14 protein-coding genes are annotated in these 16667 nt (G+C 51.2%); 1 reads left to right on the top strand and 13 read right to left on the bottom strand.

Features of this window, described 5'->3' with window-relative positions:
• Positions 1 to 56 precede the first annotated feature (56 nt).
• The 7 genes from nrdF to MOY_RS10135 form a co-directional block, all read right to left on the bottom strand.
• The gene (nrdF, locus tag MOY_RS10165; protein WP_009099349.1) at positions 57 to 1028 is read right to left on the bottom strand and encodes a class 1b ribonucleoside-diphosphate reductase subunit beta; all 972 of its coding nucleotides are present in this window, start codon (positions 1026 to 1028) and stop codon (positions 57 to 59) included.
• Between the two features lie 31 nt (positions 1029 to 1059).
• Positions 1060 to 3243 carry a class 1b ribonucleoside-diphosphate reductase subunit alpha gene (gene nrdE, locus MOY_RS10160; RefSeq protein WP_082429681.1) on the bottom strand — a complete coding sequence of 728 codons (2184 nt, stop codon included), beginning with the start codon at positions 3241 to 3243 and terminating at the stop codon, positions 1060 to 1062.
• Positions 3225 to 3659 carry a class Ib ribonucleoside-diphosphate reductase assembly flavoprotein NrdI gene (nrdI, locus tag MOY_RS10155; protein ID WP_009099344.1) on the bottom strand — a complete coding sequence of 145 codons (435 nt, stop codon included), beginning with the start codon at positions 3657 to 3659 and terminating at the stop codon, positions 3225 to 3227. The genes nrdE and nrdI overlap by 19 nt, the downstream gene beginning before the upstream one ends.
• 9 nt (positions 3660 to 3668) lie before the next feature.
• The gene (nrdH, locus tag MOY_RS10150) at positions 3669 to 3890 is read right to left on the bottom strand and encodes a glutaredoxin-like protein NrdH (protein WP_009099342.1); all 222 of its coding nucleotides are present in this window, start codon (positions 3888 to 3890) and stop codon (positions 3669 to 3671) included.
• Between the two features lie 263 nt (positions 3891 to 4153).
• A complete protein-coding gene (locus MOY_RS10145) occupies positions 4154 to 4765 on the bottom strand; it encodes a superoxide dismutase (protein ID WP_009099340.1) in 612 nt (203 codons plus the stop codon).
• Between the two features lie 244 nt (positions 4766 to 5009).
• Positions 5010 to 5936, bottom strand: coding sequence for an electron transfer flavoprotein subunit alpha/FixB family protein (locus tag MOY_RS10140; protein ID WP_009099339.1), 927 nt, complete (start codon positions 5934 to 5936; stop codon positions 5010 to 5012).
• 14 nt (positions 5937 to 5950) lie between these two features.
• Positions 5951 to 6700: an electron transfer flavoprotein subunit beta/FixA family protein gene (locus MOY_RS10135; RefSeq protein ID WP_009099336.1), complete on the bottom strand. Its 750-nt coding sequence runs from the start codon at positions 6698 to 6700 to the stop codon at positions 5951 to 5953.
• A 439-nt stretch (positions 6701 to 7139) separates the two neighbouring features.
• Here MOY_RS10135 and MOY_RS10130 point away from each other — a divergent pair, with 439 nt between their 5' ends.
• Positions 7140 to 8804 carry an electron transfer flavoprotein-ubiquinone oxidoreductase gene (locus tag MOY_RS10130; RefSeq protein WP_009099334.1) on the top strand — a complete coding sequence of 555 codons (1665 nt, stop codon included), beginning with the start codon at positions 7140 to 7142 and terminating at the stop codon, positions 8802 to 8804.
• A gap of 126 nt (positions 8805 to 8930) precedes the next feature.
• Here MOY_RS10130 and MOY_RS10125 read toward each other — a convergent pair whose 3' ends face one another.
• The 6 genes from MOY_RS10125 to MOY_RS10100 all read right to left on the bottom strand — a co-directional run bounded on the left by MOY_RS10125 (position 8931) and on the right by MOY_RS10100 (position 16659).
• A complete protein-coding gene (locus tag MOY_RS10125; protein WP_009099332.1) occupies positions 8931 to 11111 on the bottom strand; it encodes a putative bifunctional diguanylate cyclase/phosphodiesterase in 2181 nt (726 codons plus the stop codon).
• 97 nt (positions 11112 to 11208) lie between these two features.
• Entirely contained in the window at positions 11209 to 11634 is a 426-nt protein-coding gene (locus tag MOY_RS10120; protein WP_009099329.1) for a hypothetical protein, read from the bottom strand.
• Positions 11635 to 11645: 11 nt separating this feature from the next.
• Positions 11646 to 12761 carry a porin gene (locus tag MOY_RS10115; RefSeq protein WP_235803688.1) on the bottom strand — a complete coding sequence of 372 codons (1116 nt, stop codon included), beginning with the start codon at positions 12759 to 12761 and terminating at the stop codon, positions 11646 to 11648.
• Positions 12762 to 13015: 254 nt separating this feature from the next.
• Positions 13016 to 15226 (bottom strand): ATP-dependent helicase, encoded by a 2211-nt coding sequence (locus MOY_RS10110; protein WP_009099325.1) that lies wholly within the window; start codon positions 15224 to 15226, stop codon positions 13016 to 13018.
• A complete protein-coding gene (locus MOY_RS10105) occupies positions 15223 to 15798 on the bottom strand; it encodes a DUF1285 domain-containing protein (protein ID WP_009099323.1) in 576 nt (191 codons plus the stop codon). The genes MOY_RS10110 and MOY_RS10105 overlap by 4 nt, the downstream gene beginning before the upstream one ends.
• Positions 15799 to 15825: 27 nt before the next feature.
• Complete coding sequence (locus MOY_RS10100) at positions 15826 to 16659, bottom strand: TatD family hydrolase (RefSeq protein ID WP_009099321.1); 834 nt, start codon at positions 16657 to 16659, stop codon at positions 15826 to 15828.
• Between the last annotated feature and the right edge of the window lie 8 nt (positions 16660 to 16667).

Genomic DNA, 16667 nt, shown 5'->3' with positions numbered 1-16667 from the left:
AAGATGGCGAGCACACTACTCACCATCTTTTTCAAACTGAATGCAGCTGTAAACGCTTAAAACGCCCAGTCGTCGTCTTCGGTGGCGACGGCTTTGCCGATTACGTAGGAAGAGCCGGAGCCGGAGAAGAAGTCGTGGTTCTCATCGGCGTTGGGGGAAAGCGCTGCCATGATGGTCGGGTCGACGTCGGTAACGCTGCTGGGGAACAGTGGCTCAAAGCCAAGGTTCATCAGCGCTTTGTTGGCGTTATAGTGAAGGAACTTCTTCACGTCCTCTGTCAAGCCTACTTCGTCGTACAGCGATTCGGTGTAGCGTACTTCGTTGTCGTAAAGCTCTAACAGCAGCTCATAAGCGTAGTCTTTAACTTCCTGCTGGCGCTCGGGTGTTGCTTCGGCAAGCGCTTGCTGGAATTTATAGCCTACGTAGTAGCCGTGTACTGCTTCATCACGAATGATCAAGCGAATCAGGTCTGCCGTGTTGGTCAGCTTAGCGTGGCTCGACCAGTACATGGGCAGGTAGAAACCTGAGTAGAACAGGAAGGACTCAAGAAAGACGCTGGCCACTTTACGCATCAAGGGGTCGTCTGAGCGGTAACGCTTAAGAATCAGCTCAGACTTCAGCTGTAGCGTGGGATTCTCTTCGCTCCAACGGAAGGCGTCATCGACATCGCGTGTGGTACACAGCGTGGAGAAAATTGAGCTATAGGAACGCGCGTGAACCGACTCCATAAAGGCGATATTGGTGTATACCGCCTCTTCATGGGGAGTGCGAGCGTCTTCCATAAGCACCGGTGCGCCCACGCTGCTCTGAATGGTATCGAGCAGTGTCAGACCGGTAAATACGCGGATCGTTAGCTGCTTTTCCTGCTGCGTCAGCGTATTCCAGGACTGAATGTCATTGGAAAGTGGCACTTTTTCCGGCAACCAAAAATTGCTGGTCAGGCGGTTCCATACTTCCAGGTCTTTATCGTCTTGCAGACGGTTCCAGTTGATCGCATTGACCCGGGATAAACGTTGCATAATGGTCATCAGATAGCTCTCTTTAAAAATCGTTACGCACTTACAGTGTGCAGGAGACACAGCCTTCTACTTCGGTGCCTTCCAGCGCACTCTGGCGTAAACGGATGTAGTAAAGCGTTTTGATCCCTTTACGCCATGCGTAAATTTGCGCCTTATTAATATCACGCGTGGAAGCGGTATCCGGGAAGAACAGCGTTAGCGATAGCCCTTGGTCAACGTGCTGGGAAGCTTCTGCATAGGTGTCGATGATTTTTTCCGGGCCAATCTCATAAGCATCTTGGAAGTAATCAAAATTCGCCTCGTTCAAGAATGGCGCAGGGTAATAAACGCGCCCCAGCTTGCCCTCTTTACGGATCTCAATGCGCGCCGCCACCGGGTGAATACTAGAGGTGGAGTTATTGATATAAGAAATTGATCCGGTTGGCGGCACCGCTTGGAGGTTACGGTTATATAAACCATGCGCCATCACCGAGGCTTTAAGCGCTTGCCACTCCTCTTGGGTGGGCAGTGCAATACCACTACGCTCGAATAGCCCACGCACTTTTTCAGTACGCGGCAACCATGCTTGATCGGTGTACTTATCAAAGAACGTGCCCGTTGCGTAGGTGGAGTCTTCAAACCCAGCAAAGGCTTCGCCGTGCTCAATCGCCAACTGGTTAGAGGCACGAATGGCATGGAACGCAACGCAGTAGAAGTAGAGATTGGTAAAGTCCAAACCCTCTTCTGAACCGTAGTAAATGTGTTCCCGTGCAAGGTAGCCGTGCAGGTTCATCTGCCCAAGGCCAATAGCTCGAGATTTCGCGTTACCTTCGGCGATGGATGGCACGCTGCGCAGGTTGCTCATCTCAGAAACAGCGGTGAGGCCACGAATAGCAATTTCTACGCTGGTACCGATATCGCCTGAATCCATGACCTTGGCAATGTTCATTGAGCCAAGGTTGCAGGAGATATCCTGACCAATCTGACGATAGCCAAGATCGTCGTCATACTCCGTAGGCGTATTCACCTGGAGAATCTCAGAGCAGAGGTTGCTCATATTGATCCGGCCGGCAATCGGGTTGGCGCGGTTTACCGTATCTTCAAACATAATGTACGGGTAGCCGGACTCAAACTGCAGCTCGGCCAGGGTTTGGAAGAAGGCACGCGCATTGATCTTGTGCTTACGGATGCGCGCATCCGCGACCATTTCATGGTACTTCTCGGTGACACTGATATCGCCAAACGGCACGCCGTACACCCGCTCGACGTCGTAGGGCGAGAACAGGTACATGTCGTCGTTGCGCTTGGCCAGCTCAAACGTGATATCTGGAATTGTTACACCCAGCGAGAGCGTTTTAATGCGGATTTTCTCATCAGCGTTTTCACGCTTGGTATCTAGAAAACGCAGAATATCCGGGTGGTGAGCGTTCAGGTAAACCGCACCGGCACCCTGCCGTGCGCCTAGCTGGTTGGCGTAAGAGAAAGCATCTTCCAGCAGTTTCATAATCGGAATAATGCCCGAGGACTGATTCTCGATACGCTTAATGGGAGCGCCAGACTCGCGGATATTCGTCAGCAAGAAGGCAACGCCGCCGCCGCGCTTGGAGAGCTGGAGCGCTGAGTTGATCGAGCGCCCAATCGACTCCATGTTGTCTTCAATGCGTAGCAGGAAACAGGAAACCAGTTCGCCGCGCTGTTGCTTGCCGCAGTTCAGGAACGTCGGCGTGGCCGGCTGAAAACGGCCGCTAATCACTTCATCAACCAGCGATTTGGCGAGCGCTTCCTCGCCCCGCGCCAGGCTCAGTGCCACCATGCATACACGATCTTCATAGCGCTCTAGGTAGCGCTTGCCATCGAACGTTTTCAGCGTGTAGCTAGTGTAATACTTGAACGCGCCCAGGAAGCTTGGAAAACGAAATTTGTAGGCATAGGCCTGTTCAAACAGTGCCTTAACAAAACCAAAGTCGTACTGAGCCAGCATATCAGCTTCGTAGTACCCTTCTTCGACCAGGTAGTCGAGCTTCTCTTCCAGAGAGTGGAAGAACACGGTGTTTTGGTTAACGTGCTGCAAAAAATACTGGCGCGCAGCTTCGCGGTCTTTATCCAGCTGTAGCTCGCCGTTGGCACCGTAAAGATTGAGCATGGCATTCAGCGCGTGGTAATCCAGCGTTCGCGTCTCACCAGTCCCTGCAGCAGGCCGCTTTGCATCAACAACATTTTTTGGGGCTACGTTAGTCGTTTCCAAAACTCTTCTACTCCTTTGCGGACCTTGACGACATCATCATCAGTGCCAAGCAATTCAAATCGATACAGCAGCGGCACTTGGCATTTTTGCGCAATGATGCGCCCAGCCAGACCATACGCATCGCCAAAATTAGTATTTCCAGCAGCAATAACACCGCGAATAAGGTGTCGGTTTTGCTCATCGTTTAAAAATCGAATCACCTGCGCTGGCACCGCCCCTTTCGCCGCGCCGCCTCCGTAGGTAGGCGTGACTAATATGTAGGGCTGTTCTACGCGTAACGCTGCTTCTTCACGATTGAGCGGCAGACGCTGGGCACTTAAACCAAGCTTTTGCATAAAACGGTGTGTGTTTTCCGACTTGGTGGAGAAGTACACCAGCGTACCGGCACGCTCAACATCCACATTAGCGGGTTGCATGGCGGTAAATTACGCCAGCGCTTGGATGCGATCAGGGCGGAAACCAGACCAGTGCTCTTCACCTACCACCACCACCGGCAGCTGGCGATAACCTAACGCTTCAACTTCTTTTTGGGCATCGGCTTCAGCGGTAATATCGATAACAGTATATTCAATACCCTGCTTATCCAGCGCGCGGTAGGTCGCGGTGCACTGAACACAAGCGGGCTTGCTATAAATTTGGATTTCCATGGCTATTTTTTCCTTTTCATAGCGGTATTTTTCGGGTAAAGCATATCTAATGCTCGACCTCTCTGGAAGAGACACGCATACTATATATAGTTCATGACAAAATCAATTCAAGCATATATGGTATTTTTCATCCACAGGTTATTGACAGGCCATGCCCAGACTGGCATCTAAAAACCAAAAAGCCGCCCCACAAGGGGGCGGCTTTTATGAGCGGCGCCACTATCGGCAGCGCCCTCTCTTTCTAGGTCTTACTGGGGATGAGCTTAGGCTTTGGCAGCCTGATAACGACGCTCAACGTCTTCCCAGTTAACCACGTTAAAGAACGCAGAGACGTAGTCAGGGCGCTTGTTTTGATACTTCAAGTAGTAGGCGTGCTCCCACACATCCAAGCCCAACAGCGGCGTGTTGCCGTGCATCAGCGGGCTATCTTGGTTCAGTGTGTTTTCTACGACCAGTTTTTTCTCGGGGGTCACAGAAAGCCATGCCCAGCCACTACCGAAACGACCAAGCGCAGCTTTTTTGAACGCTTCTTGGAACGCTTCAAGGCCACCCAGCTCAGCATCAATGGCTTTTGCCACGTCGCCCTGCGGCTTACCACCACCGTTGGGGGACATCATTTGCCAGAACATAGAGTGGTTGGCGTGGCCACCACCGTGATTGATGACGGCTTGACGCTTCTCTTCCGGTACACGATCAAGGTCAGCTACCAGCTCTTCGACGGGTACATCTTCCAAGCCCGTGCCTTCAAGCGCAGCATTGAGACTAGTCACGTAAGTATTATGGTGACGAGAGTGGTGAATCTCCATCGTCATCGCGTCAATGTGCGGCTCAAGCGCGTCATAGGCGTAAGGTAGTTCTGGAAGTGTATGTGCCATGTTAGCTACTCCTTATGTGGCTTTTTTTGCATTCAACCTGTTTGCGTCCAACTAGTTAAGTGCGGCCATGCCCCACCCTTTTCAACCGCTAGGACCATTTTTTTCTCACTAAGCCTAGCAGTGAATTAGTTCAGCGCCTTTGACCAAGTACTTTAGTCAACTATTGCCAGTTTATCGAATCTGACCCCATTAAAAAAGCCGGCTTCTAAGGAAGCCGGCTTTTATATACTTGAGATTCAGATGCTTATAGCTTGCTTTCAAGCTCGGGCAGAATCTCAAACAAATCACCCACTAGACCGTAGTCCGCAACCTGGAAAATAGGCGCTTCTTCGTCTTTGTTGATCGCAACGATCACCTTGGAGTCTTTCATGCCTGCCAAGTGTTGAATGGCGCCTGAAATACCCACTGCGATATACAGATCCGGCGCGACAATTTTGCCGGTCTGACCAACCTGCATATCGTTAGGCACAAAGCCTGCATCAACGGCTGCCCGCGAGGCACCAATGGCAGCCCCCAGCTTGTCGGCAATGCCATCGAGCAGTTTGAAATTGTCGCCGTTGCCCATACCGCGGCCGCCAGAAACCACTACCTTAGCACCGCCAAGCTCTGGGCGATCAGACTGCGCCAGCTCTTCTTTTACGAAGCTGGACTGAGCGTTTTCAACCACAACGTCAACCGTCTCGATAGCGGCACTGCCGCCAGCGCCCACTGCATCAAAGCCAGTAGTGCGCACGGTAATTACCTTGAGCGCGTCGTCACTTTTTACCGTGGCGATAGCGTTACCTGCGTAAATGGGACGCAGGAAGGTATCAGCGCTCTCAACACCAATTACGTCGGAAAGCTGGCTAACATCTTTTAGTGCAGCTAAGCGTGGCAGTACGTTTTTGCCAGTCGTAGAGGCGCTAGCCAGCACGTGGGTATAAGCGCCTGCCAGCTCAACCAGTAGAGCGCCCATTGGTTCGGCAAGCTGATGGGCGTATACCGCGTTGTCCGCTAGACGAACCTTGCTTACGCCATCAAGCTTCGCGGCCGCTTCAGCAGCGGCTTGTACGCCTTCACCGGCAACAAGCACGTCGATGTCACCACCAATCGCCTTAGCAGCAGCAACTACGTGGGCTGTCGCGCCCGCAAGCTGACCTTCATGGAGGTCGGCAAGTACCAGAATGCTCATGAGATCAGCTCCTATTAAAGCACTTTGGCTTCGTTTTTCAGTTTGTCGATCAATTCATCTACCGAGGCAACTTTGACACCGCCTTTACGTTCAGCCGGCGATTCCACTTTCACCAGGGACACCTTGGAAGCCACCTCAACGCCGTAATCGGCGGGGGTTTTCACATCCAGCGGCTTTTTCTTAGCCTTCATGATATCTGGCAGTTTGGCGTAGCGCGGCTCGTTCAAGCGCAGGTCCGTCGTGACGATAGCGGGTAGCGTTAGCGCGATGGTTTGCAGGCCACCGTCGATTTCCCGGGTCACATTAACTTTGTCGCCGTCTACCGTGACGTCGGATGCGAAGGTGCCTTGGGGCAGATTGGTCAATGCAGCAAGCATTTGGCCAGTCTGATTATTGTCGGTATCGATGGCCTGCTTACCTAGCACCACCAAACCTGGCTGCTCTTCTTCAACAACTTTGGCCAGCAGCTTGGCCACGACAAGTGACTCTACCCGCTCGTCGGTTTCAATATGAATAGCGCGGTCTGCGCCCAGCGCTAGCGCGGTACGCAGCTGCTCTTGGGCGGCTTTAGGGCCAACCGTCACGGCAACCACTTCGGTAGCAACACCCTTCTCTTTCAGGCGCACCGCTTCTTCTACAGCAATTTCGCAGAAAGGGTTCATGGCCATTTTGACGTTGGTAAGATCGACGTCAGAGTGGTCCGCTTTCACACGGATTTTGACGTTATAGTCAATGACGCGTTTAACCGCGACGAGTACTTTCATAGGTTCCTCGCTTGGCTTGTCGTAGAAGCCGTTAACCTGACCCGGCACCGAAAAAAGATACCGATGAAAAATAGGAGCGGCGCAAGACGATTAGCACCGCTTAAAAAATTCATGCAAGCGTTTGATAGGTCTGTAAATGAAAAACCCCATCAATTTGCCACAACCACCCTATGGGCAACAACACTCATCGTCTACGGCCTTGGTCGTAGCTGCTATCAATCCACCTTAATTCGCAATGAGCCAACCCGGGTGTTGACCAGGATCGATCGAGAAATGCTGCTTTTGCCATCGTAGGGGTGACCTGACAGGGGTATTATGCCTATCATGGGGCATAACCAGAAGCAAACGACCGTTTTAAATTAAGACCAGCTTTTCATAAGCTAGTTCTCACAGCTAACTTATCGTTAAGTTGGCCGTTAAGAGAATAAGGAGAAACCGGGTGGAAAACGTTGAACGCGATGTAATGGACTTTGATGTGGTGATTGTGGGAGCCGGCCCTTCTGGACTGTCTGCCGCATGTCGCTTAATGCAACAGGCTAACGAGGCTGAGCAAGAGCTTACGGTCTGCGTAGTGGAGAAAGGCTCAGAAGTAGGCGCTCATATTCTATCTGGCGCGGTTTTTGAACCTCGCGCATTAGCTGAGCTGTTCCCCGATTGGGAAGAGCGCGGTGCACCGCTAAACACCCCCGCCACCCGGGATGATGTTTACTTGCTTAAAGATGCTGAGAAAGCACAGAAAATCCCCAACGCTTTAGTGCCAAAAAGCATGCACAACACGGGTGGCGAGCTTACTCGTTATGTCATTAGCGCGGGGAACTTGAGTCGCTGGCTTGGCGAACAGGCCGAAGCACTCGGGGTTGAGATTTTCCCTGGTTTTGCTGCCCAGGAAGTAATTATTGAAGAGGGTGTTGTTCGCGGCATTCTAATAGGTGATATGGGCGTTAGCGCCGATGGCACTCCGAAAGACGGCCATATGCCGGGTATGGAGCTGCGCGCAAAATACACGCTATTTGCTGAAGGCGCCCGCGGACACCTTGGCAAACGGTTAATTCAAGAGTACTCCCTCGATGCTGGTCGCGACCCACAGCATTACGGTATTGGCCTTAAAGAGCTGTGGGATGTACCCGCCGAGCAACATGAGCCTGGGCTTGTGGCACACGGGTCTGGCTGGCCACTGGATAAAAACACCCACGGCGGCTGGTTCCTCTATCACGCAGAGAATCAGCAGGTCGTCGTGGGCCTGATTATGGACCTTAGCTACCAAAATCCGTGGCTCTCTCCCTTTGATGAGTTTCAGCGTCTAAAACATCACCCCACTATCAGCCAGTACTTGTCTGGCGGTAAGCGGGTAGCTTATGGCGCGCGGGCCATTACCAAAGGGGGGCTTAACTGCCTACCCAAAATGACTTTTCCAGGTGGCCTGCTAATTGGCTGCGATGCAGGCACGCTCAACTTCTCCAAGATCAAGGGCCTGCACACGGCGATGAAGTCGGGCTTGGTAGCCGCGGAGAGTGTTTTTGAAGCTATTAAAGGCGGCGACGAGGGCGCTCAAGAGCTGACAAGTTTCACCACTAAGTGGGAAGCCAGCTGGGCCTATGAAGAGCTAAAAGAGAGCGCGAGCTTCGGCCCTGCCATTCATAAATACGGTACCGTTGGAGGCGGCGCCTACAACTTTGTTAATCAGTTGCTGGGCAATAAGCTTCCCAACGTGCATGACACCACCACCGACCACGGTGCGCTGAAGCCTGCCGCCAAGTTTGAAAAGATCGATTACCCAAGGCCCGACGGCAAGCTCTCTTTCGACAAGCCAACCTCGGTATTTTTATCCAATACCAATCACGAAGAGGATCAGCCTTGTCATCTGCGCTTAGCAGACCCCGAGCTGCCCATTCGCGACAACTTGCCTGAATACGCCGAACCTGCGCAGCGCTACTGCCCTGCAGGCGTTTATGAAGTCGTTGAGGATGCGCAGGGTGCGCCTAAGTTCCAGATCAACTTCCAGAACTGCGTCCACTGTAAAACCTGCGACATCAAAGACCCCGCCCAAAACATTACCTGGGTGGCACCCGAAGGTGGCGGCGGCCCCAACTATCCTAATATGTAGCAGGTAAAGAAACATTTAAAGCAACGTCTATGCCTCCTGTGCATTATATGCCTAGGAGGCATTTTTAGCACACCTATTGATTAAATACAGTCTTACACCGGTCTATTTAGAATCACTTAGAACTATTCAAAATTTTCTGTTCTCAAAAGCTTCACTGCTGTAAAAACCATTCAATTGAAGAGCAGTCAAATCATGCATAAGCACCGATTGGCGCTGGAAGCCTACCTCTTTAGCAAATATTTTTGGACTTAAGCACTGACCAAGCTTGATAACAGCAAATGATAGCTGCTGATCGTTATCAGTGCCTGACAAACCATCAACTAACGCAGTATCTACATTTAACACATCAAGTGGCAAAACCTTTAAATTGGATAGCTTTGAATACTTAACCCCAAAATCATCTACAATAATTTTAACATCTATCTTTTTAATTTCTTCAAAGACCTTAGCAGTGTACTCGACGTCTTTCAAAATTGTACTTTCAGCAACCTGTAGCTCAAGCAATTCCGGTATCATTTGCGTAGTGGTTACAATATCGTTCACGCTCTTCACAAAAGCCTCATCATAAAACTGCCGTTCATAGACATCTACAGCTATTGTTAGCGCTGGTGCGCCTTGCTCTTGCCATAACATACTCTGTTTACAGGCTTGTTCTATTGCCCAGCTACCAATAGAAACGATCAAACCACTCTCTTCAGCCATTGAAATAAATTGTGATGGCTCGAGCAAACCAAGTGTCGGATGTTGCCAGCGCAACAACGCTTCAATACCAATAACCTCGCCATCACTTGAGTTATGCTTAGTCTTATAGATCAACTTAAGTTCTTTTTGGTCTAGCGCTCGCTGGAGACCCGACTCCAGCATTAAACGAACATCTGTTTCCAACCCAAGCTCTTCAGTGTAAAAGCAGGCGGTATTTTTTCCTGCTTGCTTTGCTTTATACATGGCCACATCGGCATTTTTTATTAATGTTTGCTCATCAAGCCCATCAACGGGAAACAAGGATACTCCAATACTGACTGAAACATGGTACTCGTGCCCTGCTAGAGAAAAAGGCTCTCTGATGGAATCGAGTATTTTTTCAGCAACAGGCTTAACACAAGCCTGGCTATCAACCTTATGCATGATAATGACAAACTCATCACCGCCCAACCGAGCTACAACATCACTGGCACGAACCGCTGATGTAAGACGCTTAGCCGTTTCCTGTAAAAGATGGTCACCCGCCTCATGACCCAAAGAATCATTGATAAGCTTGAAACGATCAAGATCCAAAAAGAGCAGCGCAAAAGGCTCCCCATGGCGTTCGCCAAGCCTGACCGCCTGTGTCACCAAATAACTAAAAAAAGCTCGGTTAGGTAGCTCTGTTAACGCATCATGAAACGCCAAGTGCTCAACCTGCTCAGCGTGTAAAATACGCTCCTCTATTACACGTTGACGCTCTCGCTGTAGCTTCCAACTAAAGAGCCCTAGCGATGTAAAAACAGCAAGCAATAAACCACTTGCCCAGCTAGCCCGCTGCCAATATTTTTTGGCTATAGCCTGTGCAGACGCCAATTGTTCATTTTTAGAAAGGCCGACAACGACAGATAAAGGAAAACTATAAAGTTCTCTTACCATTGTATAGCGTTCCTCGTCCCTCCAAGTTGTCAGAAAGAGCGGTTGACCTGTATCGCCCTCACCCTTCACCCATGGAGTTAACTCTAAAACGTCATCTGAATAAATTTCACTGCCTGCTCTAGCAACATGTGCTAAGCCGTCTTCTCCTACCACGGCTAACATACCCTGGTGCCCCATAGAGCGAGTTGCGTAGCTACTAACAAAAAAGTCAGCTTCGACTGAAACAAAAATCCAACCCAACACTGTTTCATGGTCAGAAATTAGTGGCCGAGTAAACATCAGCTGCACCACATCATCAGTTATCACTCGATCCACTGCTAAAGTGTCGTCAACTCGCCCTGACTGCATTGGCAGCATATAATGCTGTTCAATCAATAATGAATTGGTGCTTCCAACAACAACCCCCTGCTTATTAACTACACCTACCGTAAATAATAGTGCTGGAGGTAAAAGCTCTTGAGCCTGTAAAACATCTAGCGCCGCTTCACTGTCAACACTATTGGCAGTGAAGCGGACTAGCTTCAGTGTTGTGTCAATTTCCCGAAGCGCTCTCACAACGCGAGCTTCATAGGTATCTAAAATTTCACCTACAGATAACGCTGCTTGTCGCTCAACAGCTGACTGCTCTTTTTTAACTAAGTAGTAGGTACCCGACCAAATAATGATCAATAGCAACAATGCCAACATGCTAAGCAGCCAGACTGGACTAGCAAGGTGGTGCAACCGACGATGAGCATGGGCCCGAGCCGCACTCTCCGCTTTTGGGTTTTGTGAATAAAAGGGATTACTCAACTTGTACCACTCTTAACCGGTCGTCAAAGTAAGCAGCATTAATATAACCCAACGCAGCTTTATCACTAACGAGCCTATCTATAACTGCTTGGCTATCGCGAAATGTTTGAGGAGGCTGTCCTCGTCCAGTAAAAATAAGCCGAGCCCAGTGCGCTTTAATCTGTGCTGGTGTTTGCCCAATATAACGAGTGTAAAACACTTCACGCTCTATTGAGCTTCCTGACTGATCCAAGGGTATTACTGCCAATCCTTTACCGATTTGTGTGCGTCGGCCTAAATAAATATCTGTTAATTCACTACTGGTCAAACGTGTAAAAGGTGCCTCAACTGAGGTTACGAGTAAAACATCGGCTGTCGCAGCATGCCCAATAACACTAAGCAAAACACTTGCACCAAGCATATTAAGTCGCTTAAGCATTGCCACTCTCCTTAAAATACAAAGTCGAGCGCAAGGCTAAACAGGTTAATATGCCCACCGGGATCAAACTTCGGTTGTTGATTAATGAGCCCGCCTGGCGAATCTGAGCGCATATCGATATAGTCATATTGAGCAGTAAGCGCCATGCCCGGCCGTAAGTCCCAGCGTGTTCCCAGTGTCACGCCTCGTTGCTGCATGCCACTAGCAAGCACGTCATTCAAAATATCATTGAGTAGCACTGCACCTTCTGCAAATGGAGAAGGATAAAGCGCTGCATTTAGCCCCTCTTCAGAAGTATTACTAGTTACCCTTGCACGCGATATACCTACAAAGGGTGTCCAGCTAGCAATACGGTATCCAGCGGTAAGATAGCTGCCCTCATTATCACCCAACACAGATGACGATGTAGAACGTGCCCACTCTCCCATCACAAACCATGGGCCAGGATCATAGCCAACTCCGAGACTAATCACACTGGACCGCTTTCCCTCAACCTCATACCGATTAGCAATTAACTCTCCTGGGGGGCCAAATGATCGATAAATGTCGAAAAACTGGGAAAGCTCATCAACGCTTACTTTTAGCTCACCGTAGCTAGCAAAGAGCGTGGTGGCTCCCCATTGCGTGCGATGTGAGATCCCCCATGAATCGGAGGCATCTATACTGCCAGTTGGGTAATCAACGCTGCCCCCACCATAGCTCAAACGTAGCTCATTGGTAGTTTCGCCTGCAGCATATTGATAGCGCATATCCACACCATCGAAATATGCGACAGGAATTAAACGATACACCTCTTGCGGCGGTCGTACCCAGGGAGTGGCATAGTTAATTTTACGATGCTCGGATGCCATGAACGTACCTTGCACCATGCGGCCTACACGTAAATTAAAATTAGGGGTTAAATCATATTGAATGTTAGCCCACTCAATACCCGGTGCGTAAGAACCATCATAGCGTTTTTCGCTAGCCACCTGAACGATAGAGGTAATTTTTGGCGTTACGTGTAGCGTAGCCTGAAGCCCTAATCGGCTGTCTACCTGTGCGCTCCAGTCATCGCTATATCCGGCACCTTTTGATGCGAAAATATCAGACACATAATCAGCATGGGACTCGTCAGAGTGAACCACGCCTAAAGTACCAAAACCATTAAATATTACTCGTGGATGAGTGTCATCAGCAACTCCGGAGCTGGTATAGGCTATGAGGAGAACAACGCAAAACAGAGCAACTTGCCTAACCATGCACAATACCTTCTTATTAAATATCTATTAATTATAAAGCATTAAATCGTCAGGCCTACCCTAAGTCAAATGATTAATGAGGTATAAAACATCCGGATAAAAGTAGGTTAAATAAAACAGTCCTCTAATTAACCTAATTTTTATCTAACTAGCACTGAGCCTACTTCTAATAGTTCTATCGGTGCACGGCGAGCAATCAACCGCCGACGACCAGCCTGGGCAAAGCGCACATCAATAACCGGGTCTGACGGGTTTCCTTCGACCGCAGCCACCTCTCCCTCTCCAAACACAGCATGCAGCAGGCGCTGGCCTGGATAAAAATGCGTATTAACGCGGTACTCAGCACTCGCCTCCTGCACCTGCGGGGGCGCCAGTTCGATATCCCCTCTGTCCAGTCGATCCAGATAACGCTTAACCAAACCAGGTGAAGCGACCTGAACAGCAGCCTCTGGCGGGCGAGCCGTTGCCAAACAGCCAGCTACCCGCATACTGTCCTGCCAAGCACTTTCAGCAATAAAACGGCTTGGCCGGTGGACGCCACCATCATGAAGCATCAGCAGCTGCTCCTGAGCGCGAGTAATGGCCACGTAAAAAAGTCGACGCTCCTCTTCCAATCGCTCATCGTTCAGCGGATTGTCGCGGCTGTAATGAGGAAAGTCCTCCTCATTAACGGCTGCCACCGCCACGAGCGGCCACTCAAGCCCCTTTGCGCCATGTACCGTACTAATCAGTACTCCATTCGCTTGGTTTTCTACCGGGCGTTCTAGCAGCTCAATAAATGCATCAGGGTTTTGCACGCTCTCTGCCTGCTCAATGAGCACATCCAATAAGCGCACATCCTCCTCGCCTTTATCTCGCCTTGCAGCAGCACGCTTAAGGGTTTTTTCCGCGTCGATAGTTTCTACTACATGGCTTAGTAGCTTTGCGGGCGACCATGCGCTGAGTTTTGGAAGCTCGCATAACAACCCCCAGCGCTTTTTTAAGGTACGACGCTGCAGCGGCTTGAGCGCTGCTAGCACTGGCTCGTGGCGCTCAGGCCAGCGCTGGGTGGTGGCCAACTGATTCGCTAACTGTTGCAGCCGCTCACGAGCGACAAACGGCGTTGGCTGTGAAAGAAGCAGCAGCAACTGTGCTGGGTCATGCAGCAATTCCGGGCGGCGGGACAGTTTTAAATAACCCGCCAACGCTTGCACCAGCGGCAGCCGAAACACAAAGCGGTCTTCCCGTAGCAGCCGAAATGGGATGCCAGCCTGCAATAACGCCAGTTGAAAGGGCACCGAAAGCGCCCAGCTACGCACTAGCAGGCTAGCCTCGCTTAACGCCCGCCCCTGGGCCTGCCAGTCCATCAGTGCGTCCAGCAGCAACCGACTGCCTTGGCCAACCGATATCCGCGTTTCTGGGTTATTAGCGTCCGCCAAACAGAGTTGATCAGGACGGCGTAGATTAGGCATGATGGCGTGATTAGCGGCTAGCGCTAGTGCATGGCCATGCCGGAAGGTGGTAGAGAGCGGGTAATCGGTTGCAGCACCAAAGGTGGCGGTAAAGTTTTCCAACATGGTGTCTGGCCGCGCGCCACGCCACTCATATATACACTGGTTAGCGTCGCCAACGGCCATTACATCCGCGCTTTGTCCGGCCAACACCGCCAGCAGCCGCTGCTGGGCGGTATTGATATCCTGGTACTCATCAATGATGACATGATCTAGAAAGCCTTCCACCCGGCGGCGTAAAGCACCATCCGCTTCGAGCGTTTGGAGCGGTCGATAGAGCAAGTCGGCATATGTCATCACCCCTTCGGCTTGCAGTAGTCGCTCGGCCTCGTCAAACGCCGCTGGAAAATAGTCGGTATCCGGCTCATAGCTCAGGCGATCATATAACGCGTTGGCGGGCAGCATTTCCGCTTTTACCAAGCCACAAAAGTGAGCCAGCGCTTCCAAGCGATCCCCCTCAAGGGCCGCATCACGCCGCTCTACCGCATCGCTAAGTACGTTCAAGCTTGCCTGACGAAGCAGCCTTTCCAGCTGCCACTCGGCAGAGAGCAGACGTCGGGGCGCCAACGCTCCCCACCGACATAGGCTCTGTGTCAGCCGATGCCCTAATGAATGGAAGGTTCGCACGTCGGGTAATGGCTGCCCTTTCGGGGCCATACTAGATAAGCGGCGCTGAAAATCATCCCGGGCAGAGCGGTTAAACATCAGCACTAGGATGCGTTTTGGCGAGACATCGTTAGCCAGGAGATGCAGCACACGGGCTGCCATTGTGGTGGTTTTGCCTGCCCCAGCCACCGCGGCTACCCTTGCGTGCCCTTTGCTGTGAGTCACTACCGCTTGCTGTTCAGCTGTTAACTTCACGGCGCCTCGCTGGGTACATCATCGGCATCGATCTCTTGCGCTAGCTCCCCTAGCAGGTAAGGGTTGCCAGCGCTGTACAGACGTAGTTGAGTCCCGCCGTTTGCAACAACACAGGGCGTAGCCTGCTCGATTAAACGGTAATAAACATTACGGTGCAGGCGAGCGCCAAGCCCAAAGCGCACAGCAATTTCAGGCACCTGCTCGCCTTCAGGCGTAGTACTCAGCGTCATAGGGTGCTGGTCATCTAAACGCACAACATCATCAAACTGCGTGGTAAACCACCAGGCATCATCATGGAAATCCGCTTCTACCGCGACCAGCGGCAGATCCTCTACCTTTAAGCGCCATCGCTCCACAGGAGTCACCAGGCAGTAGCCGTCGCTATCGTGCCGCAATAGGCTGGCCAGTAACCGTGGTATGGCCGTTCGGGCAAAAGGCTGTCCTTCGTGCTGCCAAGTGCCATCGGCCTTAATTAAAATATCGATATCCCCGGAAAGGGCCGGCTGCCACTCGTCAACGGGTGGTATGGATGCCGAACCTGGCTGATGCTGTAGCAGTCGATCAATATTCATCCGTCCACACCTCGTGACAATGACGACCTACACCAACAGGCCTGATTGCGCTAACGCCTGCTTAACACTCTCTGGAGCATCTGGAGCAGCAGCGCGGAACAAGTGATAGAAGTTAGCCGTGGTTTGCATAGCCACCTCATCTACGCTGATACCCCGAGCCTCTGCAATACACGCAGCAACTTCAACCACCCAAGCGGGTTCGTTGGGCTTTCCACGATAAGGCACAGGTGCCAAATAGGGGCTATCAGTCTCAATCAATAGGCGATCTAGCGGCAACTGTCGCGCCAGTTCGCGAAGCGAGGCGGCATTGCGAAAGGTAATAATGCCCGATAACGAAATATAGAAACCTAAGCGCACCGCTTCCCGCGCCATCTCGATATCTTCTGTGAAGCAGTGTAATACACCGCCCACCTTGGGGTTACTATACTCGCGCAATAGAGAGAGCGTTTCTTGTTTGGCATCGCGAGTATGAACAATAACCGGCAACTCCAGTTCTCGCGCCGCCAGCAAATGACGCTTAAAGCGCTCATGTTGGATATCAATAGGGACGCTGTCTTGGTAGTGATAATCAAGCCCAGTTTCACCTATCGCTACTGCACCGTACTGTTCAGCGGCCTCAACAATATCGTCAACGCTCGGTTCGTTGGGCGTGGTGTGCAGAGGGTGTAAGCCTGCAGAAATAGCCACATCCGGGTGCTCTCTGGCAATCGCTGCTAAACCAGGCAGCTCTTCTAAGGTCACCGAAATAGCGAGAAACTGGCTGACATTGGCAGACCGGGCCGCCGCTAGGGTAGCCGAAATATCGCCGCCATGGGTATGCTCAGATAAGCGGTCCAGGTGGCAGTGTGAGTCAACAAACATACAGGTCT

This window comes from Halomonas sp. GFAJ-1, from assembly GCF_000236625.2.
GTDB lineage: Bacteria > Pseudomonadota > Gammaproteobacteria > Pseudomonadales > Halomonadaceae > Vreelandella.
The sequence above is the reverse complement of the archived record's forward strand: the minus strand, read 5'-3'. Positions and strand labels throughout refer to the sequence as shown.

Excerpts from the sequence above, each read along its gene's own strand:
- nrdF (WP_009099349.1), bottom strand. The coding sequence starts at position 1,028 with ATGACCATTATGCAACGTTTATCCCGGGTCAATGCGATCAACTGGAAC.
- nrdI (WP_009099344.1), bottom strand. The coding sequence starts at position 3,659 with ATGCAACCCGCTAATGTGGATGTTGAGCGTGCCGGTACGCTGGTGTAC.
- nrdH (WP_009099342.1), bottom strand. The coding sequence starts at position 3,890 with ATGGAAATCCAAATTTATAGCAAGCCCGCTTGTGTTCAGTGCACCGCG.
- MOY_RS10145 (WP_009099340.1), bottom strand. The coding sequence starts at position 4,765 with ATGGCACATACACTTCCAGAACTACCTTACGCCTATGACGCGCTTGAG.
- MOY_RS10140 (WP_009099339.1), bottom strand. The coding sequence starts at position 5,936 with ATGAGCATTCTGGTACTTGCCGACCTCCATGAAGGTCAGCTTGCGGGC.
- MOY_RS10135 (WP_009099336.1), bottom strand. The coding sequence starts at position 6,700 with ATGAAAGTACTCGTCGCGGTTAAACGCGTCATTGACTATAACGTCAAA.
- MOY_RS10125 (WP_009099332.1), bottom strand. The coding sequence starts at position 11,111 with ATGTTGGCATTGTTGCTATTGATCATTATTTGGTCGGGTACCTACTAC.
- MOY_RS10120 (WP_009099329.1), bottom strand. The coding sequence starts at position 11,634 with ATGCTTAAGCGACTTAATATGCTTGGTGCAAGTGTTTTGCTTAGTGTT.
- MOY_RS10105 (WP_009099323.1), bottom strand. The coding sequence starts at position 15,798 with ATGAATATTGATCGACTGCTACAGCATCAGCCAGGTTCGGCATCCATA.
- MOY_RS10100 (WP_009099321.1), bottom strand. The coding sequence starts at position 16,659 with ATGTTTGTTGACTCACACTGCCACCTGGACCGCTTATCTGAGCATACC.